This is a genomic window from Ferribacterium limneticum (assembly GCF_020510625.1).
GTDB lineage: Bacteria > Pseudomonadota > Gammaproteobacteria > Burkholderiales > Rhodocyclaceae > Azonexus > Azonexus limneticus_A.
Genome location: NZ_CP075191.1, coordinates 2,663,871 through 2,690,345, shown reverse-complemented (window position 1 = coordinate 2,690,345; position 26,475 = coordinate 2,663,871). Strand labels below are relative to the sequence as shown.

Annotated in this window: 19 protein-coding genes; 17 read left to right on the top strand and 2 right to left on the bottom strand. The window is 58.5% G+C overall.

What is annotated here, in order from left to right; translation table 11 throughout:
* Positions 1-47 precede the first annotated feature (47 nt).
* The 16 genes from KI617_RS12770 (at position 48) to KI617_RS12695 (ending at position 22,398) form a co-directional block, all read left to right on the top strand.
* Positions 48-431 (top strand): dihydroneopterin aldolase, encoded by a 384-nt coding sequence (locus KI617_RS12770; RefSeq protein ID WP_226446837.1) that lies wholly within the window; start codon positions 48-50, stop codon positions 429-431.
* Positions 410-967: a dihydrofolate reductase gene (locus KI617_RS12765; protein WP_226446835.1), complete on the top strand. Its 558-nt coding sequence runs from the start codon at positions 410-412 to the stop codon at positions 965-967. The genes KI617_RS12770 and KI617_RS12765 overlap by 22 nt, the downstream gene beginning before the upstream one ends.
* A 42-nt stretch (positions 968-1,009) precedes the next feature.
* Entirely contained in the window at positions 1,010-4,039 is a 3,030-nt protein-coding gene (locus KI617_RS12760) for an EAL domain-containing protein (protein WP_226446833.1), read from the top strand.
* Positions 4,040-4,112: 73 nt separating this feature from the next.
* On the top strand, positions 4,113-4,802 hold the full coding sequence (locus KI617_RS12755) for a TetR/AcrR family transcriptional regulator (RefSeq protein WP_226446831.1): 690 nt from the start codon (positions 4,113-4,115) through the stop codon (positions 4,800-4,802).
* A 39-nt stretch (positions 4,803-4,841) separates the two neighbouring features.
* Entirely contained in the window at positions 4,842-7,196 is a 2,355-nt protein-coding gene (locus KI617_RS12750) for an acyl-CoA dehydrogenase (RefSeq protein WP_226446829.1), read from the top strand.
* 124 nt (positions 7,197-7,320) lie between these two features.
* Positions 7,321-8,604: an acetyl-CoA C-acetyltransferase gene (locus tag KI617_RS12745; protein ID WP_264180013.1), complete on the top strand. Its 1,284-nt coding sequence runs from the start codon at positions 7,321-7,323 to the stop codon at positions 8,602-8,604.
* Between the two features lies 1 nt (position 8,605).
* A complete protein-coding gene (locus tag KI617_RS12740; protein WP_226446825.1) occupies positions 8,606-9,553 on the top strand; it encodes a DegV family protein in 948 nt (315 codons plus the stop codon).
* Between the two features lie 10 nt (positions 9,554-9,563).
* Positions 9,564-11,480, top strand: a complete 1,917-nt coding sequence (locus tag KI617_RS12735; RefSeq protein ID WP_226446823.1) for a 3-hydroxyacyl-CoA dehydrogenase NAD-binding domain-containing protein — start codon at positions 9,564-9,566, stop codon at positions 11,478-11,480.
* A gap of 131 nt (positions 11,481-11,611) precedes the next feature.
* Positions 11,612-12,886: an OmpP1/FadL family transporter gene (locus KI617_RS12730; RefSeq protein WP_226446821.1), complete on the top strand. Its 1,275-nt coding sequence runs from the start codon at positions 11,612-11,614 to the stop codon at positions 12,884-12,886.
* A 158-nt stretch (positions 12,887-13,044) separates the two neighbouring features.
* A complete protein-coding gene (locus KI617_RS12725; protein ID WP_226446819.1) occupies positions 13,045-15,444 on the top strand; it encodes a 3-hydroxyacyl-CoA dehydrogenase/enoyl-CoA hydratase family protein in 2,400 nt (799 codons plus the stop codon).
* A 134-nt stretch (positions 15,445-15,578) separates the two neighbouring features.
* On the top strand, positions 15,579-16,778 hold the full coding sequence (locus KI617_RS12720) for an acetyl-CoA C-acyltransferase (protein ID WP_226446817.1): 1,200 nt from the start codon (positions 15,579-15,581) through the stop codon (positions 16,776-16,778).
* 3 nt (positions 16,779-16,781) lie between these two features.
* Positions 16,782-17,297: a DUF4442 domain-containing protein gene (locus tag KI617_RS12715; protein ID WP_226446815.1), complete on the top strand. Its 516-nt coding sequence runs from the start codon at positions 16,782-16,784 to the stop codon at positions 17,295-17,297.
* Complete coding sequence (locus tag KI617_RS12710; protein ID WP_226446813.1) at positions 17,294-17,869, top strand: chalcone isomerase family protein; 576 nt, start codon at positions 17,294-17,296, stop codon at positions 17,867-17,869. Before KI617_RS12715 ends, KI617_RS12710 begins: the two co-directional genes overlap by 4 nt.
* Positions 17,870-17,895: 26 nt before the next feature.
* Positions 17,896-19,557, top strand: coding sequence for a long-chain-fatty-acid--CoA ligase (locus KI617_RS12705; protein ID WP_226446811.1), 1,662 nt, complete (start codon positions 17,896-17,898; stop codon positions 19,555-19,557).
* Complete coding sequence (locus KI617_RS12700) at positions 19,557-20,504, top strand: NAD(P)H-dependent flavin oxidoreductase (RefSeq protein WP_226446809.1); 948 nt, start codon at positions 19,557-19,559, stop codon at positions 20,502-20,504. The genes KI617_RS12705 and KI617_RS12700 overlap by 1 nt, the downstream gene beginning before the upstream one ends.
* A gap of 100 nt (positions 20,505-20,604) precedes the next feature.
* Complete coding sequence (locus KI617_RS12695; protein WP_226446807.1) at positions 20,605-22,398, top strand: acyl-CoA dehydrogenase C-terminal domain-containing protein; 1,794 nt, start codon at positions 20,605-20,607, stop codon at positions 22,396-22,398.
* A 100-nt stretch (positions 22,399-22,498) separates the two neighbouring features.
* Here KI617_RS12695 and KI617_RS12690 read toward each other — a convergent pair whose 3' ends face one another.
* Together KI617_RS12690 and KI617_RS12685 are read right to left on the bottom strand one after the other, a co-directional pair.
* Positions 22,499-23,905, bottom strand: a complete 1,407-nt coding sequence (locus KI617_RS12690) for a HupA family protein (RefSeq protein WP_226446805.1) — start codon at positions 23,903-23,905, stop codon at positions 22,499-22,501.
* 266 nt (positions 23,906-24,171) lie between these two features.
* Complete coding sequence (locus tag KI617_RS12685; protein ID WP_226446804.1) at positions 24,172-25,461, bottom strand: tetratricopeptide repeat protein; 1,290 nt, start codon at positions 25,459-25,461, stop codon at positions 24,172-24,174.
* A 283-nt stretch (positions 25,462-25,744) separates the two neighbouring features.
* On the opposite strand from KI617_RS12685, the gene KI617_RS12680 reads away from it, so the two are divergent.
* Positions 25,745-26,335, top strand: a complete 591-nt coding sequence (locus KI617_RS12680; RefSeq protein WP_226446802.1) for a transglutaminase-like cysteine peptidase — start codon at positions 25,745-25,747, stop codon at positions 26,333-26,335.
* Positions 26,336-26,475: the final 140 nt, after the last annotated feature.

Sequence of the window (26,475 nt, the reverse complement as noted above, 5' to 3'; positions counted from 1 at the left end):
ATCGTTGCCAGGTCGTTATTTAAACAAAACCATTAGGGAGTTCGTACTTGCTAGCCAACCACTGGTGCGCATCGGTCGATGCCACCATTCAATTGCGTACCGGGTGTAATCCTCTTGAGAAACATGGACCTCAGGCCGTGCTCGTCCACGCCGATGCCTGGGCGCCTATGGAGGCGGTGGCAGACCCGCACGACATTCGTCAGGTAGTCGATTACGAGGTGATTTTTCTGGCCATTCGCAAGCTGGAAGCCAATGCGCATTGTGAGTGCCTTGAGTCGAGCATACTGGAAGTGATGGATGCCATTTTCGGTATGTCTGTCGTCAGTTCGGCTTTTGTCTCGATGCACAAGCCACATGTGTATAACGGGCAGGGCACGCCGGCCATTTCACTTTCCCTGACGCGTGAGCAATGGCAAAAGACGAAACGCTGATTTCCGCCATCGGCGCCGTGGCCAGCAACGGCATGCTGGGGCTGGCCGGCTGGCTGCCTTGGGATATTCCGGAAGAGCTCGCTTATTTCGAAAAAACCGTGGCCGGAGCTGCGCTGGTGATCGGCCGTCTGACCTATGAGTCGATGGATGTGGTGCCGGAGGATTCGTTTGTTGTCAGCCGCCAGATAGATCTTGTCATGCGTCCGGGATGTACCCGGGTCGCTTCGGTGGAGGAGGGGTTGCGTCGGGCGCTGACGACTGGCAAGCCGGTATTCGTCATCGGTGGGGCTTCGGTTTATGCCGCCGCCTGGCCTTATTGCCACCGTTTTTACCTGACCCGGATTGGGCAGGCTTATGCCGGCGATACCTTGTTTCCTGAAACGATACCGCTGGATGAATGGCCGTTGCATGCGGAGTCGGTCAGGCTGTTGCACGAGAATCTGAGCAATCAGGAGGTGGCTTGCCATTTCCTGGAATATCGGCAACCGAACCCGCGGCCTGTCCCGATGCTTCATTGCAATTCTGTTTCCGGATGATCAGAATGGTCATTCGGCCGTATTGAGCGCAGATCGCGACGCATGGAAACTTCACCCGAACAGAATTCTCGTTATGGGTATCACCTGTGGATTGCCCTGATCTCCTTGGTTGTGGGTGGCTTCATTTTGCTCGCCTATGTGCTTTGGTCCGCCTATCAGGACGTCTGGGCCGAGGCCAGGTCGGTCGCCGATAGCCAGTCGGAACTGCTTGAAGCGCGTTTTGATTCAACCCTGCGACGTGTTGATGCGACCCTCGAGGACATGGCCGAACGCGTTCCCAAAGAGGCGCTGGTCGTTGAAGCAATGCCACGTTTTCGGGTGGCGATCGAAAAGGACCTCCAGCGCTCGCAGCGTGCCTTTCCCGAGGTGGCCGGTTTTCGGATCATCGCGGCCGATGGCAATGTGCTTTACCGCTCGGGGGGTGGCGACTATGCCAACCTGGCTGACCGATCCTATTTCAAGTTGCCCAAGGCAGAGCGGGGCGCCGGGATTGTTTTTTCCGAAGTTATTACTTCGCGCATTACCGGAAGGGCAACTATCGTTGCGGCGCGAGGCGTGCGCTCGCCGGATGGCGTATTTCTGGGCGTTGTCAGCGCAGCGATCGAACTGGAATATTTCGAGGCCTTGTTCAAGTCCGTCCGCCTGGGCGCTTCCGGTGCGCTGGCGATTCGGCGCAGCGATACGCATGCCTTGGTGGTTCGGCAACCACCGGTCGTGAGCGAGATCAATCGCAGGCTTGAGCCATCGCATCCCATTTATCAGCGAATCACGGCCGGGGAGCGCCACGGGGTTCTTGAGTTTGTTGCCCAGGCGGATGGCAAGCCGAGAGTTTATGGCTACCGTGTTCTGGAGCACTACCCGTTTTACGTCGTGGCTGGTTTGTCCGAAGAAGATGTGATGTCCTTCTGGCGGCAGCGGGCCTTGATGATCGGCATCCTGGGGGCCACTTTGCTGGCTTGCCTGCTGGTGGTGATGTTCGGCTTGTTCCGCGCCCAGCGGCGGGAGCAGATGGTGGCCAGGCAGTTGCGTCGCAACGGCGAGCGGCTGAATGCCGCCCAGCGAATTGCCCAATTGGGTAGCTGGGAAATCCAGCTGCCTTCGATGCACGTGATGTGTTCGGAGGAGTTGTACCGGATTTTCGAAATCCCCAGTCGCGAAAGTGGCTCCCGATACGAGGAATTCTTTGCCCAGATTCATCCTGAGGATCGTTCGATTGTGGACAAGGCACTGAACGACTCGATCGCATCGCATCAGCCTGTGTCATTGAAACATCGGCTGCTGATGCCGGATGGCCGGATCAAGTATGTGCTGGAGTCCTGCGAGACCGAATATGGCAAGGATGGAACGCCCCTGCGGGTGATCGGCACCTCGCAGGATGTGACCGCGCAACAGGAGATGCTGGCGCAAATGCAGCTCCTGGCCAGTGCGGTTCAATACAGTGGCGAAGCGATCCTGATTACCGACGTCGACAACAAGATTGTCACCATCAATCCGGCATTTACCCGCCTCACCGGCTACACCTCGGAAGAGGCTGTCGGGCGCAATCCCCGCTTCCTGTCAGCGGGCCGTACGACGCCTGAAGAGTATGAGCGGATGTGGCGCAGCATTGCCGAACGAGGTTTCTGGCAGGGGGAGATCTGGGACAGGCGCAAGGATGGCGGTATTTATCCGAAGTGGATGTCGATCTCGGTGATCCGTAGCGAGGATGGCGCGATTCGGTACCATGTCGCGCACTTTACCGATGTGTCATCGGAACGTGCCGCCGAAGAGCGCCTGGAGCATTTGGCCCATCATGATGTGCTGACTGGCTTGCTGAATCGCCTGAGCCTGAAGGGGCGCCTCGATCAGGCATTGGCCGCGGCACGCCGGGATGGCTCTCGGGTTGCGGTTCTGTTCGTTGACCTGGATCGTTTCAAGGTAATCAACGACACCCTGGGGCATCACGTCGGCGACGAGTTGCTGATCGAAGTGGCGAATCGCCTGCGGGAAGGCGTGCGCGACAGTGACGTTGTCGCTCGCGTCGGGGGCGACGAGTTTGTCATCATGCTGTCCGGCGTCGAACACACCAGTGCAGTGGCCGTGGTGGCCGAGAAATTGGTCTTCAGTGTTGGCCAGTCCTATCAGATTGAGGGCTACGATCTTTATTCGACCCCCAGTATCGGCATCGCCATTTACCCGACCGATGGTGAGGATGGCGACGTACTGATGAAGAATGCCGATGCCGCGATGTATCACGCCAAGATGGCTGGCCGGAACAACTTCCAGTTCTTTGACGCCAAGATGAATGATGCGGCGCTGGAGCGGCTCAATACCGAGCACAGCCTGCGCCGGGCATTGGCTAACGATGAGTTTTGCCTGTATTTCCAGCCCATTATTGATCTGGCCAGTAATCGGGTCGCCAGCCTGGAAGCGCTGATCCGCTGGAATCATCCAGAAAAAGGGCTGTTGCTGCCCGGCAAGTTTATCGGGATTGCCGAAGAGACCGGCCTGATCCAGCCATTGGGTGAATGGGTGTTGTGGGCGGCATGCCGGCAACTGGCTGATTTTTCAGCGGCGGGCGTTTCCGGCATCAAGATGGGCGTCAACATTTCAGCCATTCAGATGCGCAACGGCAACTTGCCCTTGCTGGCCCGTGGCGTCATCGAAGCATACGATCTTGATGCGCATGATCTCATCTTCGAGATCACCGAATCGGTGGCCATGGAGCAGCCAACCGAGACGGTGCGGATTCTCGATCTCCTGCACGCCATGGGGATTAGCGTGGCGATCGACGATTTCGGCACCGGCTATTCGTCTTTGAGCTACTTGCGCATGTTCCCGATCAACCATCTCAAGCTGGATCGTTCGTTTGTCGAACAGATTGGCGATGAGGTCGATGGTTGCGTCATCTCCGATGCGACGATCGGCCTGGCTCATAGCCTTAAGTTGAAGGTGGTAGCGGAGGGGGTGGAAACCCAGGCGCAGCTTGATTACTTGCGCAGTCGTGGCTGCGACATGGTGCAAGGCTACCTTTTCAGTCGTCCGGTGCCGGCCGACGAAATTCTGGCTTTCATTCGCCGCTACAACCCCTGAACCAAAAAACGCTTGCATTGCTTAATTGTTTTTCCTATGATTCAAACGAACGTATGAATCATAGGAGCAAGCCATGGTTGAAGTCCGCTCGGTCGATACCCGCGAACGCATTCTCGATGCGGCAGAACGGCTGTTCATGGCCCATGGCTATGAAGGAACCTCGATGCGCCAGATCACCGGTGAGGCCGGGGTCAACCTGGCGGCAGTGAATTACCACTTCGGCTCCAAGGAGTCGTTGATGCAGGAGGTGTTTCGCCGCCGCCTGGATTGGCTGAACGAAGAGCGGATGCGGGTGCTTAACGCGATGGAGGTCGAGGCTGCCGGCAAAGCCTTGAAGCCTTCGCAGATCGTTGACGGTTTCTTTGGCACCTTGCTGCGCATGGCCGGCGATGAGCGGCGAGGCGGCATGACCTTTCTGCGCCTGCTGGGACGGACGCTGACCGAACCGTCCGAGTTCATCCGTGCTTTTCTGGCTCACGAATACAAGGAAGTCATGGATCGCTACAAGGAAGCCCTGTTCCGTTCGTTGCCCGAAGTGCCGAAGGCCGAGATCGTCTGGCGCTTCCACTTCATGCTTGGGGCGACGTCCTACGCCATTGCCGGTACCGATGCGCTACGTCTGGTGACAGATTGGCAGATCGAGGATGAGGACTCGGTGGATCGCCTGGATCGCCTTGTGCCACGCCTGATGTCCTTCCTGCTCGGCGGCCTGCGTGCCCAGTTGCCGCAGTTTTCGGATAGCGCTGCCGTCGACAGCAAATAATCGACCAAGACCAAAAAAGACATAAAAGGAGATACAGCAATGTTCAACAGCATCATCCCTCTGCTCGGGTTAGTCACCCTGGTGGCTTTGGTCGGGCTGGTCATCGTTCGGCCAGTTCGCCGGGCGATCATCACCCGCCCCATTTTTTCCACCTACCGCAAGGTGCTGCCCCAGATGTCCGATACCGAGCGCGACGCGCTGGAAGCCGGCACCGTCTGGTGGGAGGGCGAACTGTTCCGCGGCAAGCCGGACTGGCAGAAGCTGCATGCCTACCCGCAGCCGAAGCTGACGCCGGCAGAGCAGTCTTTCCTCGACAATGAATGCGAAGAGGCCTGCCGCCTGGTCGATGACTGGAAAGTGACGCACGAACTGTACGACCTGCCCAACGAAGCCTGGCGCTACATCAAGGACAAGGGCTTCCTCGGCATGATCATCCCGAAGAAGTACGGTGGCTTGGAATTCTCGGCCTACGCCCATTCACAGGTGGTGACCAAGCTGTCGACCCGCTCCAGCGCACTGTCGGTTTCGGTCATGGTGCCGAACTCGCTCGGCCCGGCTGAACTGCTGCTGCACTACGGCACCGACGCGCAGAAGAACCACTACCTGCCGCGTCTGGCCAAGGGCATCGAGGTGCCGGCTTTTGCGCTGACCAGCCCGTGGGCCGGTTCCGATGCCGCTTCCATTCCCGATGCTGGTGTGGTTTGCAAGGGCATGTACCAGGGCAAGGAAGTCCTTGGCATGCGGGTGAGCTGGGACAAGCGCTACATCACACTGGCTCCAGTGTGTACCGTGTTCGGCCTGGCCTTCCATCTCTACGACCCGGATGGCCTGCTCGGCGACAAGAAGCACATCGGCATCACCTGCGCGCTTGTCCCCTACGACCATCCGGGCGTCGATACCGGCCGTCGCCACTTCCCGCTCAACGCCATGTTCATGAACGGCCCGACGCGTGGCAAGGACGTCTTCATGCCGCTCGACTTCATCATCGGCGGCCCTGAAAAGGCCGGTCATGGCTGGCGGATGCTGATGGAGTGTCTAGCGGCCGGTCGCTCGATTTCCCTGCCGTCGTCGAATACCGGCATGGCCCAGATGACGGCGCGCGCTGTCGGCGGTTATGCCCGCGTGCGCTCGCAGTTCAAGATGGCGGTCGGCAAGTTCGAGGGCGTCGAGGAGGCGCTGACCCGCATCGGCGCCTACACCTACATGATGGATGCCGTGCGCAAGATGACAGCCGGCGCCGTCGATCTCGGCGAGAAGCCATCGGTCGTTTCGGCCATTGCAAAGTACCACGTCACCGAGCGCGCCCGTCAGGTGGTCAATGACGGCATGGATGTGATCGGTGGCAAGGGCATCTGTCTTGGCCCGTCGAATTTCATGGGCCGCGCCTACCAGCAGGTGCCGATCGGTATCACGGTCGAAGGCGCCAACATCCTGACCCGCTCGCTGATCATCTTCGGCCAGGGCGCTATCCGCTGCCATCCGTATCTGCTGCCGGAAATGCAGGCGGCGCAGAACCCGGATCAGAAGCGGGGCCTGGTCGATTTCGACAAGGCGTTGTTCGGCCATATCGGTTTCACCATCAAGAACGGACTCCGCGCCCTGTGGCTGGGCATGACCGGCTCGCACTTCGCCTCGGTCAATGTCGATGCCGCCCCGGAAATGCGCCGCTACTACCAGCAACTGACGCGCTTCTCGGCAGCCTTTGCTTTCATGTCCGATATCTCGCTCTTGGTCCTCGGCGGCAGCGTCAAGCGTCGCGAAAAGCTGTCGGCCCGCCTCGGCGACATCCTGGCCCAGATGTATCTGATTTCCTGCACCCTCAAACGTTACGAGGAAGAGGGGCGCAAGAAGGAAGATGCTGCGCTGGCTCACTGGGCGATCTGGGATGCCATGTACAAGGCGCAGGAAGCGTTCGACGGCGTGATTGCCAATTTCCCGATCCGCTTCATCGCCGCCTTCCTGCATCGCTCGATCTTCCCGTGGGGCCATCCGTATGTCGTGCCATCGGATGATGTCGGTCATCAAGTCGCCAAGCTGTTGATCTCGCCATCGGCTTCCCGTGATCGTCTGACTGCCGAATGCTTCCTGCCGCTGGTCGAAACCGAGCCGGTCGGTGCCATCGAACTGGCGCTGAAGGCGACGCTGCTGGCTGAGCCGATCGAAGCAAAGATCCGTGCTGCCGAAAAAGAAGGGCGTTTCGACAATAACCCGCTGGCCAACGTCCGCGACATCGCCATCGTTGCGTTCGAGGCCGGGGTGATCTCGGCGGCCGATTACGAAATCATGAAGCAGCGTAACCACCTGCGTGACATCGTGGTCCATGTCGATGACTTCCCTTTCGATTACGGGGTGGCAACGGCTAACAAGCCGGCTGAATCGAGGATGGCGGCGTGATCATGGAACAGGCCCAGCTAGCGACCGGTCATTCCCGCGAAAGCGGGAATCCAGAAATACTCGAACTGCGCTCATGGATTCCCGCCTGCGCGGGAATGACGGTGCAGTTGCGGAGGTGGGGAAAGTGAAAACCATCTACGTGGTCGACGGCGCCCGTTCGCCGTTCCTGAAAGCCCAGAAAGGGCCGGGCGTCTTCGCTGCGTCCGACCTGGCCACCCAGGCTGGCCGGGCGTTGCTGCTGCGTCAGCCGTTCGAGCCGAGCGATCTCGATGAAGTCATCCTCGGTTGCGCTGCGCCGTCACCGGATGAAACCAATATCGGTCGCATGGTTGCCCTGCGTCTCGGTTGCGGCAAGAAAGTGCCGGGCTGGACGGTGATGCGCAATTGCGCCTCCGGTATGCAGGCCATCGATTCGGCCATCGCCAATATCCAGGGCGGCCGTTCAGAACTGGTGCTGGCCGGTGGTGTCGATGCGTTGTCACGGGCGCCGCTGCTCTATTCCGATGCGATGGTTCGTTGGTTCGCCGGGATGATGAGCCTGCGCACGGCGGGTCAGAAGATTCAACATTTTATGAAGCTGCGTCCGGCGGCCCTGCTGACACCGGTCATCGGCCTGATGAAGGGCCTGACCGATCCGGTGGTCGGTATGCTGATGGGCCAGACGGCTGAGAATCTCGCCTGGCGCTTCGGCATCGACCGCCAGCAGATGGACGAATTTGCCGTGCGCAGTCACCAGCGTTCCCTGGCTGCACGTCAGGCCGGACATCTCGGCGAGATCGTGCCGGTGGTCGATGGCCAGGGCAATGTCTATGCCGAGGACGACGGTGTGCGCGCCGATGCCAGCATGACCGGCATGGCCAAGCTGAAGCCGTTCTTCGACAAGAAGTACGGCAACATCACCGCCGCCAACAGCTCTCAGATCACCGATGGTGCCGCCTGGGTGATTCTCGCTTCGGAAGAGGCTGTGCAGAAATGGGGATTGAAGCCGCTGGGCAAGATTGTCGATAGCCAGTGGTCAGGCCTTGAGCCCGAGCAAATGGGCCTCGGTCCGGTCCATGCCGCGACGCCCATTCTGCAGCGCCACGGCATGGCGCTGGCCGATGTCGATTACTGGGAGTTGAACGAAGCGTTTGCTGCACAAGTGCTCGGCTGTCAGGCCGCCTGGAAGGATGATGCCTATTGCCGCGAACAACTCGGTCTGCGCGGCGCCTTCGGCAGCATTGCCGAGGATCGCCTGAACGTTGATGGCGGTGCTGTCTCTATCGGTCATCCGGTCGGCGCTTCCGGGGCGCGCATCGTGCTGCACTTGCTGCATGTGCTGCGCCGGAACCAGGCCAAGCGCGGTATCGCGACGATCTGCATCGGCGGCGGTCTCGGTGGTGCGATGCTGGTCGAGAGCCTGAACTGACATGCGCATCGGACTCGTTGTGGACTCGGCGTGCGATCTGCCGCGCGAGTTTCTGGACAAGCACGGCGTCTTGATCATGCCGATCACCCTGCGTATTGGTGATGCCCTGATCGAAGACCGGCGCCATCCGGAGGAGACACAAGCCTTCTACACCCGTCATCTCGACCGGAAAGGCGATGATGATTTTGCCGAGTCGATCCCGTATTCGGCATCGCAGATTGAAAGTCTTTTTCTCGAGCGCCTGGTGCTGGATTACGACTACGTGTTCTGCCTGACCATCACCAGTACCCGCAGCCCGATCTTCGACCATGCGATGCAGGCATCGCGGGGCATCCTGACAAAATATAAGGCGATCCGCCGGGAAGCCGGCATGGAAGAGCGTTTCGGGCTGGCCGTGCTGTCGACGCGCAACCTGTTTACCGGGCAGGCCGTGCCGGTTGCCGAGGCGGTGCGCCTGATTCGTCTGGGCGGGCTGCCCAGCGAAATCGGCTTGCGCCTGAAGCACCTGATCGACGAAACCCATACCTACCTGGTGCCGGCCGACCTGTTTCATATCTACAAGCGGGCGTCGAAAAAGGGCGATACCAGCCTGAGTTGGGGTTCCTACACGCTGGGTTCCTGGCTGAACGTCAAGCCGATCCTGCATTGCCATCGCGATGTAACGACCACGGTCGACAAGGTGCGCGGCTTCGAGGCCGGGGTCGAGCAGTTGTTCGACAAGGCGGTCAGGCGCATCGCGGATGGTCTCGATTCACCGAGCATCTGCATCAGCTATGGCGGCGAGCCATCGGCCGTCGTCAAGCTGCCGGGGTACGCCAGGCTGGCCAAGGCAGCCGAGGACAATGGCGTGGAAATTCTCGTCTCGCCGATGAGCAAGACGGCGGCCGTCAATGTCGGGCCGGGCGCCCTGTCGCTCGCGTTTGCCGCGAAGGGCCATCGGGCTCACTAGGAACAAGATAATGAACATGAATCTGCAACACTGGAAGCTGGTTACCGATACGGCAGGCATCGCCACCGCCACGCTCGACAAGGCCGGCGAATCGGCCAATTCCCTCTCTGGCGACGTGCTCCGCGAGTTTTCGGCGATCCTCGACCAACTGGACGCCCATCCGCCAAAAGGCCTGATCATCCGTTCCGGCAAGGATGCCGGCTTCATCGCCGGGGCGGATATCGAGGAGTTTTCCCAGCTCGATACCCCGGAAAAGGGCAGGGCGCTGGTCGAGCGCGGCTGGAATCTGTTCAACCGGCTGGCAGCGGTCAAATACCCGACGCTGGCCTTGGTCCGTGGGCATTGCCTGGGCGGAGGACTGGAACTGGTGCTGGCCTGTCGTTACCTGCTGGCGGTCGATGAATCGGGTACCAAAATGGGGCTGCCGGAAGTCATGCTCGGCATCTTTCCCGGCTGGGGCGGCATGTTGCGCCTGCCGCAGCGGGTTGGCCCGGCTGCCGCACTGGATCTGATGCTGACCGGCAAGACGCTGGATGCCAAGCGAGCCAAAAGAATGGGCCTGGCCGACGATTGTGTGCCGCCGCGCGTCATGGAAATGGCTGCCCGCCAGTTGGTGGTTTCCGGTCAGCCGCGCCGCCAGCTGCCTTTCATGCAGCGCCTGTTGAATGGACCTCTGAAATCTGTGGTCGCCAACGGGGCCCGCAAGCAGGTGGCGAAGAAGGCGCGCCGGGAACATTACCCGGCCCCCTACGCGATCATCGACCTGTGGGCCAAGCACGATGGGAATGCCCTGGCGGCGCCGGAGGTGGTTGATCGCATCATTTCCTCGCCGACGGCGCGCAACCTGCTGCGGGTGTTTCATTTGCAGGAATGCCTGAAAAGTTTCGGCAAGGCGTCAGATTTCAAGGCCAAACGCGTTCATGTCATCGGTGCCGGTGTGATGGGGGGGGACATCGCTGCTTGGTGTGCCTTGCGCGGCATGACCGTGACCCTGCAGGATCAAACGCTGGAGCGTATTTCACCTGCGCTGAAGCGGGCGCATGCCTTGTTCACCAAACGCCTGCGTGAGCCGCTGAAAATCCGCGATGCCTTCGACCGGCTGATTCCCGATCCCAACGGTGATGGCGTGGCGCACGCCGATGTGGTCATCGAAGCCATTTTCGAGAATGTCGAAGCCAAGCACGCCCTGTTCAAGTCGCTGGAACCCAGGCTGAAGGCGGGAGCTGTGCTGGCAACCAATACCTCCAGCCTGCGCCTGGAAGATTTGCGTACCGTTTTGCAGCATCCGGAGCGACTGGTCGGCATTCATTACTTCAACCCGGTGGCGATGATGCCGCTGGTCGAGGTGGTTGAGGCCGAGGGGGCCGACCCGGCTGCCGTTCAGGCCGCCTGCGCCTTTGTCCGGCAGATCGACAAGTTGCCGTTGCCGGTCAAGAGCGCGCCGGGCTTCCTGGTCAATGCGGTGCTGGCGCCCTACATGCTGGAAGCGATGCGGGCGGTCGATTCGGGAATCTCCCCGGAAACTGTCGACGAAGCCATGCTTGCTTTCGGGATGCCGATGGGGCCGATTGAACTGATCGATACCGTGGGTCTTGATATCGCGATGGCAGCGGGCAAACAACTGGCTGACGGCGCCGAACCACCGCATTGCCTGCTCCGCCGCGTCGAACAGAATCAACTCGGCAAAAAGAGCGGCCGAGGCTTTTACGACTGGTCTTCCGGCAAGGCGGCGAAAGCTTCTGCCGGGACGGTTCCGGCTGGTCTGGCCGAGCGTCTGGTCAAGCCGCTGATCGAACGTACTGAGCGCCTCGTTGCCGACAAGATTGTTGCCGATACGGAACTGGCTGATGCCGGGGTGATATTCGGCACCGGTTTTGCCCCTTTTACCGGTGGCCCGCTGAACTATTCGAGGAATACAAAAAAATAGTGTTGTTTATTTCCAACGAGCGTTTGATTTTATGCATTTCAAACGTAATTTAAAACGCTTGTTTGGGATTTAATCGCAGCAGAAGTACCGGGGATATTTTTCCCAACATAGACAAAACAGGAGACAAATCAATGCACAAAAAACTTACGCTGCGCCTGATTCCGGCGCTGATCGCAGTTGCTTTTTCTGGTAGCGCATTTGCCGCGGCCTTCCAGTTGACGGGGCAGAGTGCCTCGGGTGTCGGTATCGCGAATGCCGGTGCGGCCGCTGCAGCGGAAGATACCAGCACCCTGTATTACAACCCGGCTGGTATGACCTATTTGTCCGAGGGCCACAACATCAGCTTCGCCACGACGCTGCTGGACCGTAGCACCCGCTTTACCGACGAGGGGACGAATAGGTTGGCCGGCGTCTATCCGGTCGGGGGTAATGGTGGTGATGGTGGTGGGCTGCACGCAGTTCCTGCCTTCTATTATTCCTATGCCGTGGCACCGCAGTGGCGTCTGGGTTTGGCCGTCAATCCGACTTTTGCGGATGAGACCGAATACGACAAGAACTTTGCCGGCCGTTATTCCGGTTTGAGAACCAAAATCCGGATCGTTAACGTCAACCCATCGGTTGCCTACAAAGTGAATGATGCCCTGTCGGTGGCATTCGGTATCAATTTCGCCAAGGCCGATGTTGAATTCAATCAGGCAGTGCCAAGTGCCCTCGGGCCTACACAGCCGGATGGCTCTGGTACTTTGAAGGGCGATGCGACCGGCTGGGGATATAACCTTGGCGCGATGTACCAGATCACGAAGGATACGCGTGTTGGCCTTAGCTATCGTTCCAAGATCAAGTTCGATCTTGAGGGTGACAAAACTCAAACCGGGCAAGCGACCCGCAGTATTTATGCTGACTTGACGATGCCGGATACCGCCTCCTTGGCGCTCCGTCATCAGTTCAACGACAAGTGGGCGGCCCTTGCCGACTTTACCTGGACCGGCTGGAGCAAGCTGCAGAAACTTGAACCAGTATATTCGGATGGCAGCCGTGCTGTGGCGCCGCTTCGCTACAACTTCAAGGACACCTACCGCGTCGGTTTGGGTGCCACTTACCAATTGAACGATCAGTGGATGCTGCGAATGGGCGTCGCCTTCGATAAGGGGGCTGTTCCTGACGATGCTTCGCGCACGATGACTGTGCCCGACCAGGATCGTACTTGGCTGGCGCTGGGTGCGAAGTGGAAGATCACCCCGAAGGCCTCGCTTGATGTTGGCTATGCCCACATTTTTGTCAAGGAAGCCCGTACCGCACGTAATGTTTACGGCAGTACGGCTGAAACGCCGGTTGTGCAGACCGTTCGCGGCAAGTTCGAAACCTCGGTCGATTATCTGTCGCTCCAGTTGAACTACGCCTTCTGATTTAGTAAGAACCTTGCGTGAATTTGATCCCCGGCTAGCCCGGGGATTTTTTTTGATTTTTTCGAGAAAAAAAGTTGACCATAGGTAATGCTTGTCTATAATTCAAACGTTCGTTTTATTTTAACGAAGCCGCAAAAAGAGACCTAAAGGAGAACCGCTTGAACAAGCTGATCGTGAAGAAAGCCGCCGTGCTGGGCGCCGGGGTGATGGGAGCGCAGATTGCGGCGCACCTCGCCAATGCCAATGTGCCGGTCGTTCTGTTTGACCTGCCGGCCAAAGAAGGAGACAAGAACGGCATCGTGAAGAAGGCCCTTGATGGCCTCAAGAAGCTGGACCCGGCGCCGCTGGCCAGCAAGGGCAAGCTGAAGTTCATTGATGCTGCCAATTACGACGAGCATCTGCCGCTGCTCGCCGAGTGCGATCTGATCATCGAAGCTATCGCCGAACGCATGGACTGGAAGAACGATCTTTACGCCAAGATCGCGCCGCACATCGCACCAAACGCCATTGTTGCTTCGAATACTTCCGGCCTGTCAATGAACCTTCTGGCCGAAGGCTTGCCGGCCAATATTCGCCCGCGTTTCTGCGGCATCCACTTTTTCAATCCGCCGCGCTACATGCATCTGGTCGAGATCATCTCGACCAAGACGACCGACGGCAGCACGCTCGATGCGCTGGAAACCTGGCTGACTTCGCGCTTGGGCAAGGGCGTCATTCGGGCGCTGGATACCCCGAACTTCGTTGCCAACCGGATCGGTGTCTTTTCGATTCTCGCCGTCATGCACCACACCCAGGCCTTTGGCCTTGGTTTCGATGAAGTCGATGCGCTGACCGGCCCGAAGATCGGCCGCCCGAAGAGCGCCACCTATCGCACCGCCGACGTGGTTGGCCTCGATACGCTGGCCCACGTCGTCAAGACCATGCAGGACACGCTACCCGGCGATCCGTGGCATCAGTACTTTACGAATCCGGCCTGGTTGCAGGCACTGATTGCCCAAGGCGCGCTTGGCCAGAAGACCCGTTGTGGCATCTTCCGCAAGCAGGGCAAGGAAATCCAGGTGCTCGACCTGGCCAAGCAGGATTACCGTGCTTCCGCCGGTGAGGTGGCCGACGAGGTCGCCGCCATCCTGAAGATCAAGAATCCCGCCGAGAAATTTGCCGCCTTGCGCGCCTCGGCGCATCCGCAGGCGCAGTTCCTGTGGTCCATCTTCCGTGATGTCTTCCATTACTGCGCCGTGCAGTTGGAAAACGTGGCCGACAACGCCCGCGATGTCGATTTCGCCATGCGCTGGGGCTTCGGCTGGGCGCAGGGGCCGTTCGAAACCTGGCAGGCAGCAGGCTGGGCCGATATTGCCCAGAGCATTTCGGCCGATATTGCCGCTGGCAAAACCATGAGCGATGTTCCGCTACCGGCCTGGGTGCTGGAAGCTGGTCGCACTGGTGTGCATACGCCGGATGGTTCGTGGTCGGCGCGCGACAAATCCTATGCGCCACGTTCCGCGCTACCGATCTATCAGCGCCAGCTTTTCCCTGAGCGTGTTCTGGGCGAGGGTGGTGCTACCCCCGAAAAGTCCGGCGAAACCCTGTACGAGAATGACGGCGTTCGCCTGTGGAAATTGCCGGCGCTTGATGCTGGCATCGGCATCCTGTCCATCAAGTCCAAAATGCACACTATCGGCAACGAGGTACTCGATGGCGTGATCGCTGCCGTGCGTCAGGCCGAAGCGACGCTGGATGGCGTCGTCGTCTGGCACGAAGCACCGTTTGCTGTAGGCGCCAACCTGCAGCAAGTGGGTGAAGCCTGCACCGCCGGTCAGTTCGATATCCTCGAAGCGACCGTCGAGAAGTTCCAGCGTGCTTCGCAAACCCTGAAATATGCGCAGGTGCCGGTCGTTGCTGCCGTGCAGGGCATGGCGCTGGGCGGTGGTTGCGAATTTGTCATGCACGCTGGCAAGCGCGTCATGGCGCTGGAAAGCTATGTCGGCCTGGTTGAAGCCGGTGTCGGCCTGATTCCGGCTGGCGGCGGCTGCAAGGAATTCGCCGTGCGCGCCGCCGAGTGGGCCGCCCAGTCGGCCACGCCGGGCGAAGTGTTCAACTTCCTGCAGCCGGTGTTCCAGACCATTGCCATGGCCAAGGTGGCGAAGAGTGCGGTCGAAGTCATCGACATTGGCTTCGCCAGGCCGTCGGACACCATCCTGTTCAACGCCAATGAACTGCTGTTCGTCGCGATCAAGGAAGCTCGCGCCATGGCCGAAGCCGGCTACGCGCCGCCACCGATGGCGCGCGGCATTCCGGTCGCCGGCAAGAACGGCATCGCAACGCTGGAGATGATGCTGGTCAATATGAAGGAAGGCGGCATGATTTCTGCCCACGACTACCGTGTGGCCAAGGCCGCTGCCACCGCTCTGTGCGGTGGCGAGATCGAAACCGGCAGCCTGGTCGATGAGGAATGGTTGCTCACCGTCGAGCGCCGGCTGTTCGTCGAACTGCTGAAGACCCCCGAAACCCAGGCCCGGATCAAGCACATGCTGGAAACCGGCAAGCCGCTTAGGAATTGATCGGAATAAAACCATGGAACGCGTCATTCCCGGCTTGACCGGGAATCCAGGGGAGGACCGCTGGATTCCCGCTTTCGCGGGAATGACGGTGTACATAGCTTTTACGAAACCCAGGATGGGTTGAGGAAAAAACAATGAGCAAACAGATTCAGGAAGCCTACATCGTCGCCGCCACCCGCCTGCCGGTGGCCAAGCGCAACGGTATGTTCAAGAACGTGCGGCCGGATGACATGCTGGCCGAAGTGATCCGGGCGGTCGTCGCCCAGGTGCCGGGGATTGATCCGGCGCGTATTGGCGACGTCATCGTCGGCTGCGCCATGCCGGAAGCCGAGCAGGGCATGAACGTTGCCCGCATCGGCCTGCTGCTGGCCGGGCTGCCGATCACCGTGCCGGGCATTACCATCAACCGCTTCTGCTCCTCCGGGGTGCAGGCGGTGGCCGATGCCGCCAACCAGATCCGCCTCGGCCTGGCCGATGTGATGATTGCTGCCGGCACCGAGTCGATGAGCGTGATGCCGCAGATCATGGGCAACAAGATGTCGATGAACCCGGCCATTTTCGCCAAGGAAGAAAACCTCGGCATCGCCTACGGTATGGGCCTGACCGCCGAGAAGGTGGCCAACCAGTGGAAAATCAGCCGCGAGGCGCAGGATGCCTTCGCAGTGGCATCCAACCAGAAGGCCTGCGCCGCCATCGCGGCCGGTCACTTCAAGGCCGAAACGACGCCCTACACGATCCGCGAAAGCCTGCCTGACCTGAAGACTGGCCAGATCAAGCGGCGCGAGCGTGTCGTCGAATTCGACGAAGGCCCGCGTGCCGATGCCTCGCTGGAGAAGCTCGGCAAGCTGCGCCCGGTCTTCCATGCCCGTGGCTCGGTAACGGCCGGCAATTCCTCGCAGATGTCCGATGGTGCCGGTGCCGTGATGCTGGTCTCGGAAAAGGTCCTGAAGGAGCACAACCTGACGCCGCTCGCCCGCTTCGCTGGCTATGCCGTCGGCGGTGTGGCACCGGAGATCATGGGTATCGGCCCGATTGCAGCGATCCCCAAGGTGCTGGCGCAAGTTGGCATCACGCAGGATCAGCTGGACTGGATCGAGTTGAACGAAGCCTTCGCCGCCCAATCGATTGCTGTGATGCAGGAACTCGGCATCAATCCGGACAAGGTCAATCCGCTCGGTGGCGCCATCGCCCTCGGCCACCCACTCGGCGCCACCGGTGCCATCCGCATCGCCACGGCGGTGCATGGCCTGCGCCGCACCGGTGGCAAGTACGGCATGGTGACCATGTGCATCGGTACCGGCATGGGCGCGGCCGGCATCATCGAGGCGCTGTAAGCCGTGAAGCCCGCCTGGCTGGCCAAGCTTTCGCCGACCTGGCGGGCGCGCATGGTGCGGATGGGATTCAACTTCCATCCCGCCTTTCGCGGCACCGGTGGCCGGGTAACGCATGTGGCGAAGGATTTGCGCCACATCCGGGTGCGCCTGCCATTGAACTGGAAGACGAAGAACATCGTCGGTTCGCTCTACGGGGGTTCGCTGTTTGCGATCACCGACGGGGCGCACCCGATGATGCTGATGGCGGCGCTGGGTGATGGCTATATCGTCTGGGACAAGGCGGCCAGTATTCGCTACCGCAAGCCGGGTTTTTCGACGCTGTATGCCGATTTTGTGCTGAGCGACGACGAGGTAACGGAGATTCGGGCCGAACTGGCCAAATATCCGGAGCTTGAGCGGACTTATCTGGTCGAACTGAAGGATGCACACGGCACCGTGCATACCGTGGTGGAACGCACGGTTTACATTGCCGACAAACAACACTACCGACAAAAGAGCGGTGGAGGAGACAAACAATGATTTCATCGACAACTGTCAGGCGGGCAGCGCTGATTGCCGCATTGATGGCGATCCCGGGCCTGCACGCCGCCGAGGTGGCCGGCGTCAAGGTAGACGACAAGATCCGGGTCGGTAGCAGCGAGCTGGTGCTCAATGGTGCCGGCCTGCGCAGCAAACTGTTCATCAAGGTTTACGTCGGCGCGCTTTACGTCGGCCAGAAGTCGACGACGCCGACGGCAATTTACGATAGTCCGCAGCCGCGGCGCATGTCCATGCGCATGCTGCGCGACCTTGATGCCGAGTCGCTGCATTCGGCGCTCGACGAAGGCCTGAAGAACAACCATACGCCAGCCGAACTGGTCGAGATGAAGCCGCAGGCCGAGCAGTTTGCGGCCATTCTCAAGGCTATCGGCAAGGCCAAGGAAGGCGATACCATCGCCATTGATTTCTCGGCTGAAGGCGTGGCACTCAGCCTGAACGGGGAGGCGCGCGGCAAGGTGGCCGGGCCGGGTTTCGCCAAGGCGCTGCTTAAGGTCTGGTTGGGTGACAAGCCGGCCGACGCTTCGCTGAAGAAGGCCCTGCTCGGCGCGTAGGCTGGCAAACGGAGGAGGAGACAAAAATGGAAAAAATCTGGCTACAAAGCTATCCGAATGGCGTGCCGGCAGAGATCGACATCGACCATATCCCGTCGCTGGTCGCATTGTTCGAGCAGGCCTGCACGACGTTTGCCGACAAGGTTGCCTACATCAGCATGGGACGCGAGATCACCTATCGTCAGCTCAACGCCGAAGCCACGGAGTTTGCTGGCTGGTTGCAGGCGAAGGGGCTGAAAAAGGGCGACCGTGTCGCGCTGATGATGCCAAATATCCTGCAGTACCCAGTGGCGCTGTTCGGCACCTTGCGGGCCGGTTGTGTCGTGGTCAATTGCAACCCGCTCTACACCCCGCGCGAACTGGAACACCAGTTGAAGGACTCCGGGGCGGCGGCCATCGTCATCGTCGAAAACTTCGCACATACCCTGGAGCAGGTGATTGCCCACACCGCAATTCGCCATGTCATCGTCACCTCGATGGGCGAGAAGCTGGGTGGACTGAAGGGCATGATCGTCAATTTTGTCGTGCGCCGGGTCAAGAAAATGGTGCCGGCCTGGCACTTGCCGGGGGGCATCAGTTTCAAAACGGCACTGGCGCAGGGGCGGGCCAATGGCTTCAAGAAGGTGGCGCTGGAACAGGGCGATCTGGCCTTCCTGCAATACACCGGCGGCACGACCGGGGTTTCCAAGGGGGCAATGCTGACTCATGCCAACATCGCTTCCAATGTGACTCAGGCTTACAACTGGATCAAGCCGGTGGTGCGCGAAGGCGAGGAATTCATCATCACGGCCTTGCCGCTATATCACATCTTCGCGCTGACGGCGAACTGCCTGACCTTCCTGATGATCGGTGCGCGCAACCTGCTGATCGCCAATCCGCGCGATATTCCCGGCTTCGTCAAGGAGTGGGGCAAGTATCCGGTGACGGTGGTGACGGGCGTCAACACCCTGTTCAACGCTTTGCTCAACAACCCGGATTTTGCCAAGCTGGATTTCTCGACCATGCGTGTCACGCTGGGTGGCGGCATGGCAGTGCAGGGGCCGGTCGCCGACAAATGGCTGAAAGTGACCGGTACGCCCTTGCTGCAAGCCTACGGTCTGACTGAAACCTCGCCGGCCGCGACGATCAACCCGCTTGATATGCACGAATTCAACGGTGCCATCGGTCTACCGATTTCTTCGACCGAAGTATCGATCCGTGATGACTACGGTAGCGAAGTGCCGCTCGGCCAGGTCGGCGAAATCTGTATTCGCGGCCCGCAGGTGATGAAAGGCTATTGGCAGCGGCCGGACGAAACCGAGCTGGTGTTTTACCCGGACCGCTTCCTGCGCACTGGCGACATGGGCTATGTCGACAAGAAGGGCTTCGTTTTCCTGGTCGACCGCAAGAAGGACATGATTCTGGTTTCCGGTTTCAACGTTTATCCGAATGAGGTCGAAGAGGCGGTAGCCATGCATCCGGGCGTCATGGATGTGGCGGCCATCGGCGTGACCGACGAACATTCCGGCGAAGCGGTGAAGATTTTCGTCGTCCGCAAGGACCCGAAAGTCACCGAACGCATGCTGATCGACCACTGCCGCGGCCTGCTGACCGGCTACAAAATTCCCAAACATGTCGAATTCCGCGACGACCTGCCACGTACCAACGTCGGCAAAATCCTGCGTCGTGCTTTGAAAGAGGGGGCGTAATGCCGATCCCAGCATCACTGAACAAGAACCTGTCACTGCCGGTGATCTGCGCACCGATGTTCATCATTTCCAACCCGGATCTGGTCATCGCACAATGCAAGAGTGGCGTCATCGGCTCCTTCCCGGCGCTCAACGCCCGGCCCAAGGAACTGCTCGACGAATGGCTGACCCGCATCAAGGCCGAACTGGCGGCCGATCCGAACGCTGCACCATTCGCTGTCAATCAGATCATCCATCCCTCCAACGAGCGGCTGGAACACGACATGGCCTTGTGCGTGAAGCACGAGGTGCCGCTGATCATCACCAGCCTGTCGGCGCCGACCGCCATCGTGCCGCATGTGCATGCTTACGGTGGCCAGGTTTTTCATGACGTGATCAGCGTTCGCCATGCCGAAAAGGCGCTCGAAGCCGGCGTCGATGGCCTGATCCTGGTCTGCGCCGGCGCCGGTGGCCATGCCGGTACGCTCAGCCCGTTCGCGCTGGTCGGCGAAATCCGCAAATTCTACGATGGCCCGATTGCGCTCTCCGGCTCGATTACCAACGGCCAGGCCATTCTGGCGGCGCAGGCGATGGGGGCAGATTTCGCCTACATCGGCACACGTTTCATCGCCACCCATGAAGCCCACGCCGTCGATGCCTACAAGCAGGCCATCGTCGACTCGGCCGCCAAGGACGTGGTCTACACCCCGTATTTCACCGGCGTGCATGGCAACTACCTGAGCAAGAGCATCGTCGCTGCCGGCCTCGATCCGGCCAATCTGCCGGTCAAGGACAAGAGCGCGATGAGCTTCGGGGGTGCACGCGATGCCAAGGCCTGGAAAGACATCTGGGGTGCCGGGCAGGGCGTCGGCACCATCGATGACGTGATGCCTACCGTCGAACTGGTCGCACGTCTCAAGCAGGAATACCGCGCCGCGAAGACGGCGCTGTGCAGCAGTCCATTCTGAACCACCGCTTCATTCCCGCGAAAGCGGGAATCCACGGATTTCTGGGTCCCCGCCTGCGCGGGGACGACAGTGCAGCGAATAACCAAAGGAGACAGACAAAATGAGCGACTACCGTGCGCCCGTAAAAGACATGCGTTTCGTCATGGACGAACTGGCCGGTTTCAAGGAATTGAGCCAGATAGCCGGTTACGAGGAGGCAACGCCCGACCTCGCCGATGCCATTCTCGAAGAAGCCGCCAAATTCACCGGCGAAGTATTGGCCCCGCTCAACCGGATCGGCGACAAGGAAGGCTGCAAGCTAACCCCCAGCGGCGTCACCACGCCAGCCGGCTGGAAGGAAGCCTACAAGGCCTTCTGTGACGCCGGCTGGAACGGTGTCACCTCGCCGGCCGATTTCGGTGGCCAGGGCTTGCCCGATACGCTGGGTGTTGCCGTCAAGGAAATGGTCTGCTCGGCCAATCTTTCGTTTTCGCTCGGCCCCTTGCTCACCACCGGCGCCGTCGAAGCGCTGCTGACCTGTGCCAGCGATGAACTGAAAGCCATCTACCTCGAAAAGATGATCACCGGCCAATGGACCGGCACGATGAACCTGACCGAGCCGCAGGCTGGTTCAGACCTGGCCCTGATCCGCTCACGCGCCGAACCGCAGGCTGACGGCAGCTATAAGGTATTCGGCCAGAAAATCTTCATCACCTACGGCGACCACGACATGACGGACAACATCGTCCACCTCGTGCTCGCCCGTCTGCCCGATGCGCCGGCCGGGGTGAAGGGCATCTCGATGTTCCTGGTGCCCAAGTTCCTGGTCAATGCCGACGGCTCGCTTGGCGCCCGCAACGACGCCCATTGCGTTTCCATCGAACACAAGCTCGGCATCCACGCCAGCCCGACCTGCGTCATGGCCTATGGCGACAACGGCGGTGCCGTCGGCTACCTGCTCGGCGAAGCCAATCGCGGCCTTGAATACATGTTCATCATGATGAACGAAGCCCGCCTCGGCGTCGGCCTGCAAGGTATCGCCCTCGGCGAACGTGCCTACCAGCAGGCCCTCGGCTATGCCCGTGAACGCAAGCAGGGGCGCGATGCGCTGACCGGCGAAGCACTGGTCACGCTTGACCATCACCCCGACATCCGCCGCATGCTGATGTTGATGAAATGCCGCGTCGAAGCCTGTCGCGCCATGGCCTACTATGCTTCCGGCCTGCTCGACCGAGCCCATGCCGCCACGGATCCGGATGAAAAGAAGCGCCAGCTATTCCTTGCCGAATTCATGATCCCCATCGTCAAGGGTGGCGGCACGGAAATGGGTATCGAGGTGACTTCACTCGGTATCCAGATATACGGTGGTATGGGCTTCATCGAAGAAACCGGCGCCGCCCAGCATTGGCGCGATTCGCGCATCACCACGATCTACGAAGGCACAACCGGCATTCAGGCCAACGACCTGCTGTTCCGCAAATTGATGCGCGACCAGGGCGCGACCGCCAAGGTCGTCTTCGGCGAGGTCTACGCCACTGCCAAGGCTCTCGGTGCTTCCGGCAAGCCGGAACTGATTGCCATCGGCCAACGCCTTGGCACTGCATTGAAGGCATGGACTGCCGCCACCGAATGGCTGGCCGCCAACGCCAAAACCGGCCTCTCAGGCGTCTTGACCGCCGCAGTTCCCTATCTGCACTTGGCAGTTACTGTCTCTGGCGGTTGGTTCATGGGCAAGGCTGCGCTGGCTGCTGCCGGCTATCTCGACAAGGGCGAGGGCGACCAAGCCTTCTACCGTGCCAAAGTCGCGAGCGCCCGTTTTTACGCTGACCAGATGTTGCCGCAGGCTGGCGCCTATGCTGAAACCGTCATGGCTGGTGATGCTGCGCTGATTGGGATTAGCGGCGAAATCTTCTGATCTAGAAGGTGGTAAAACTTCATCAAGCTGTCAATGAGAAAGGCACCGAGAGGTGCCTTTCTCATTGACAGCTAAAAACAGTCTAAGAACTACTAACTCACTAAGGCTTAGATTGAGATGTTGGAACCCTGTTAACCACGTAGATTGCAGTATTACTCTCAACAACCTTTGAACCGACAGTTCTGGTTACGTCTGTACTACCACCAATCGACCCAGCCTGCTGACCATAGATCGTTCCTTCTACCTTTCCTGAATATTGACCATTTTTGTATCCGGAAATAGTGTTAGAGAAGAGTTTTGCGCCGTCGATTTTGCCGTTACCTTTGGCAACATGGAAGTCCATCGGACCCGTCCAGTTTCCATCCCAAGTAGCCGCGCCAAATTGAACATGGAGTTCCACTATTCCTTGTGAAGAACCATCGAAACTGCCGCCAAAATAGGTGGCATTGACGTTGCCTGCACGTTCGCCAGCTAAATATGCTGCTGGTGTTGCGACGCCTGCGACGTAATAGCCTTTGGTGGTTGTGGTGGTGGTTGTAGATGGCGGGTATTCGTTACTGTAACCCTTTGCATAGTTTTCTACTGCAGCCTGCTGGGTTTCTACGGTCTTGCGCTCGAATTCCCCAACTGCAACTTGTGGGTCAGCTGCTAGCCATTCTTTAGTCCAATACTTTCCGTTGTATACCCAAACACTTTGCCCTGTAATGGCTTTCTCAAACGGTCCATACCCAATGGAGGAACTTGCTTCATTGGCTTTCGTGCCATGAGAAAAACCTGAAACAGATGCCGTATCGCTATTCATTGGAACAATCAACGATCCAACTTCCGGATTTCCTGTTACGAAGTGATGCAGGGAATCATCGCGATTATCGAACAAGGCCCCTTCCGGGAGCACCATAATCCAACGTCCCCATTTCCATATCCATTGAGCTTGGCTCACGGTTCCGCCACCAAAGTAAACGGGAATTGGAGAGCCGGAGCTGTCAAAGGTAGGTGTCACTGAACTCAGCGGGTCAAGGCTCCATGATGCATTACCCGGTACTCCACCTTCCGGGATAGGAAACTCATTCGCGTTTAACCAAAGTGTAAATAACCCGGGCGAGTATTTCTGTGAAACGTGTTTGCCACCTTCTTTACTGAATGATGAATACCAACCATCGTCATAAGTGACTTTGGTGGAGTTCTTGAAAATGGCATAACCACACCACGCACCTGCAGCACAGCCTTTATCTTCAGGAATGACGATGATGTCCGGATTGTTGCGGTATTGATCGCCACCAGACATTCCCGGCATTGCGACGGGCGCCGGAGCGCCAGCTGCTGGTTCTACAAAATCTTCCCATGGACCCCATTGACCGACGGAATCTTGAGCGATGGTTACCTTGCCGTAGGATTTGACATTATTCCAACCACTTTCGTGATATTCCCACGAATCTTTTGCAAACACCGTACCGCTTATGAAGAGGGTGGCGATACAAGCTGCAATAACTGTACGCTTGGTTTTCATGATATCCCTCACTGCTTGACTGATAAGAACCTCTTGATTTCACTGTAGTACCCGATCGCATTTAAGCAAGCAGGTATTGTTACAGTGTTGTTAAGGCATAATTTGGGCCTGATTAAGAAAGTCAAACAAATCATGGTGTTGAGATTTGTTGGTAATGGAAGTGTAAAAAAATCTGACGATTCTCGTGTGGTTTTCTTGGTCTGGGTAAATTGAGGGCGAAAAAAATGGCGCCGATTGGCGCCATTTTGTGAAGTAGGTGGGCTAAATCAGAACGAGCGTCCAACTGTTACACCTGCAATATGGCGACTGTAGGTGTAGATACTCACGCTGGAGTTATTTTCAGTTTTTTGCCAGCTGCCGGACAAACGCCAATCCTTGGCAAAGCCTTCCTTGAAGTTGTGGCCAAAGCCGACTTCAAGACGCTTTTCGTATTCGTCGCGGCTGATGCCAAATACCGGTTCGACGCCATCAAATTTGGTGTCTTTGTAGCTGTAGCGAGCATAAACATTACCATTTTGCCAAGCCACCACGTTGGCGCCGACGAAGGCTTCCCAGCCATCGTTGGTGAAGCGGTTGGCCGAGGCATCTTCCATGAAGACGTGCAGGCCGCCTTGAACAGCCAGTTTGCCTTGCAGGAAGAGGTGACCGTAGGAAAGGCCTGTAGAGTAGTAGTTGCTGTCACGACCAACATCGATGTCGCGATCGAAAGCCTTGTTCAGCACCAGAGCGTCCCAGGTCAACTCGCCATTCTTGAGTTGCAAGGTCACGGTTGGCGAAAGCGAGGTGTAGAGGCCGAGGTAGTTGCCACCAAGCCACAGGCCATCAACCTGCAGATTCAGCTTGGCGCGCCACTTGTCCGGAGCAACAAAGACAGGACCGGTCGACAGGCTAAGTGCCGTCAGGTTGAAGTCGGTTTCGTTGAAATAATTCTTCTGGTAGAGACCTGCACTGGTTTGCCAGAGGAAGCGGGTGGCTGTTTCGCCGATACGCACGACGCTCGGTGAGTTGTAGGTGTGCGTCACACCAGCCTGAACAACGGCAGCCCAATCGTGCTTGGGTACCGACCCTGGGTCGAGAATCAGGCCGCCGGGCAGGATGGCGCCGCCGGGGCCAACGTTAACATTGGAGTCGTATTGAGCACCAAGAGAGATGGAGCCTTCAAAGGTGTGCGGCTTGGCGACCAGTGCGACCTGGTCACGCTTGATCTGGGCAAGGAAGGCAAGCACGGCGAGACGAACATTTTCTGGAGTTTTCGGGTCGTCAAGAACCTTTTGTGCTTGCTGGTTGGCCTGGTCGTAGTTCAAGGCGCGGTAGTAGGCAACAGCCAACTCGAGGCGGGCGCGATTGAGTGCTGGGTTATTGCTCAGCACCGTTTCGAGCGCTTCGATGGAACTGAAGACTTGACCTTGTTCACGCAGGAAAATGCCTTCCTTGAACAGCTTGTCGGTATCGACCGTTTCTTGGGCAGTTGCCGAATTCAGACCGGCGATAGCCAGCATGACTGACAGGCAGGTGAGTTTCAGGGATCCGGTGGTTTCTGCTTTCAGAGCATTCATGTATCGTGCCTCTATGGTGTATTTCGGAATGTAACCAAATGTTAATCGAGGCGATTTTAGCTGCTGCGCTACCCGATGTCATTGGCTTGGCTAGTTCGGATCCTTGGGCCGATTGATTTGTTGCGTTTCTGCTACTGTAAAATTTTCCGACATGCTTGCAGCCTTTGGTGTTTCAATCAAATTTGTCGTAACAGTGTGCGTGGTCAATCAATCCTGAGGTTGTTTTGTGTGTTCCCGCATGTACTCGTGCTTTAGAGTCCTGACAATTTTGCTTGGGGTCAGCTTGCCCTGGGCATCGGTGTTTGCGCAGAATCAGGCAACAGACGGGAGGCTGTTTAACACCAGAGAGGAACGCAAGGAAGGTTTCACGATCTTCCCGCAATGGGTCTCGGTCATGCGCCGTCAGGCGGATGAGCATGCTTCATCGGAGAACTGTCCGGCCAATTTGTGCAAGATGCCCGATTGGCAACAAATGATTAGTTCAATCCGCGGACGTAGTGTCAGAGATCAATTGCTCACGGTTAACGACTTTGCAAATCGTTTTCGCTATGTTCAGGATCAGGACAACTATGGACGTTCCGATTACTGGGCCATTCCGCGTGAGTTCCTGAGCTTTGGCGGGGATTGTGAAGATTACGCCATCATCAAGTATTTCTCCCTGAGGCAATTGGGCGTTCCGGCCGAGTCGTTGCGGATCGTCGTCGTTCAGGATGCCAACTTGCGTATACCGCATGCCATATTGGCAGTTTATACCCGTGACGATATTTTGATTCTGGACAATCAGGTGCCTGAAATCGTTTCGCACAGAAAGGTGGCGCATTATGTACCCGTCTTTTCCCTAAATGAGCGCAATTGGTGGATGCATTTGCCATGAGTGCCAATGCTTGCTGTCAATTGTCAAAGCATGAGCGAAGACCTATGATTTTTCCAATTCTTTGCAGTTGTGTCACAGATTGTTTGGGCTCATCTTGTGCGCCTGTGCCTGCACGTTTTTGCTTTGCGCCGGCCAGGAAT

What these genes read in the sequence shown, in the direction of transcription:
- KI617_RS12765 (WP_226446835.1), top strand. Translation starts at nt 410, where the DNA reads ATGGCAAAAGACGAAACGCTGATTTCCGCCATCGGCGCCGTGGCCAGC.
- KI617_RS12760 (WP_226446833.1), top strand. Translation starts at nt 1,010, where the DNA reads ATGGAAACTTCACCCGAACAGAATTCTCGTTATGGGTATCACCTGTGG.
- KI617_RS12755 (WP_226446831.1), top strand. Translation starts at nt 4,113, where the DNA reads ATGGTTGAAGTCCGCTCGGTCGATACCCGCGAACGCATTCTCGATGCG.
- KI617_RS12750 (WP_226446829.1), top strand. Translation starts at nt 4,842, where the DNA reads ATGTTCAACAGCATCATCCCTCTGCTCGGGTTAGTCACCCTGGTGGCT.
- KI617_RS12740 (WP_226446825.1), top strand. Translation starts at nt 8,606, where the DNA reads ATGCGCATCGGACTCGTTGTGGACTCGGCGTGCGATCTGCCGCGCGAG.
- KI617_RS12735 (WP_226446823.1), top strand. Translation starts at nt 9,564, where the DNA reads ATGAACATGAATCTGCAACACTGGAAGCTGGTTACCGATACGGCAGGC.
- KI617_RS12730 (WP_226446821.1), top strand. Translation starts at nt 11,612, where the DNA reads ATGCACAAAAAACTTACGCTGCGCCTGATTCCGGCGCTGATCGCAGTT.
- KI617_RS12720 (WP_226446817.1), top strand. Translation starts at nt 15,579, where the DNA reads ATGAGCAAACAGATTCAGGAAGCCTACATCGTCGCCGCCACCCGCCTG.
- KI617_RS12710 (WP_226446813.1), top strand. Translation starts at nt 17,294, where the DNA reads ATGATTTCATCGACAACTGTCAGGCGGGCAGCGCTGATTGCCGCATTG.
- KI617_RS12705 (WP_226446811.1), top strand. Translation starts at nt 17,896, where the DNA reads ATGGAAAAAATCTGGCTACAAAGCTATCCGAATGGCGTGCCGGCAGAG.
- KI617_RS12700 (WP_226446809.1), top strand. Translation starts at nt 19,557, where the DNA reads ATGCCGATCCCAGCATCACTGAACAAGAACCTGTCACTGCCGGTGATC.
- KI617_RS12695 (WP_226446807.1), top strand. Translation starts at nt 20,605, where the DNA reads ATGAGCGACTACCGTGCGCCCGTAAAAGACATGCGTTTCGTCATGGAC.
- KI617_RS12690 (WP_226446805.1), bottom strand. Translation starts at nt 23,905, where the DNA reads ATGAAAACCAAGCGTACAGTTATTGCAGCTTGTATCGCCACCCTCTTC.
- KI617_RS12685 (WP_226446804.1), bottom strand. Translation starts at nt 25,461, where the DNA reads ATGAATGCTCTGAAAGCAGAAACCACCGGATCCCTGAAACTCACCTGC.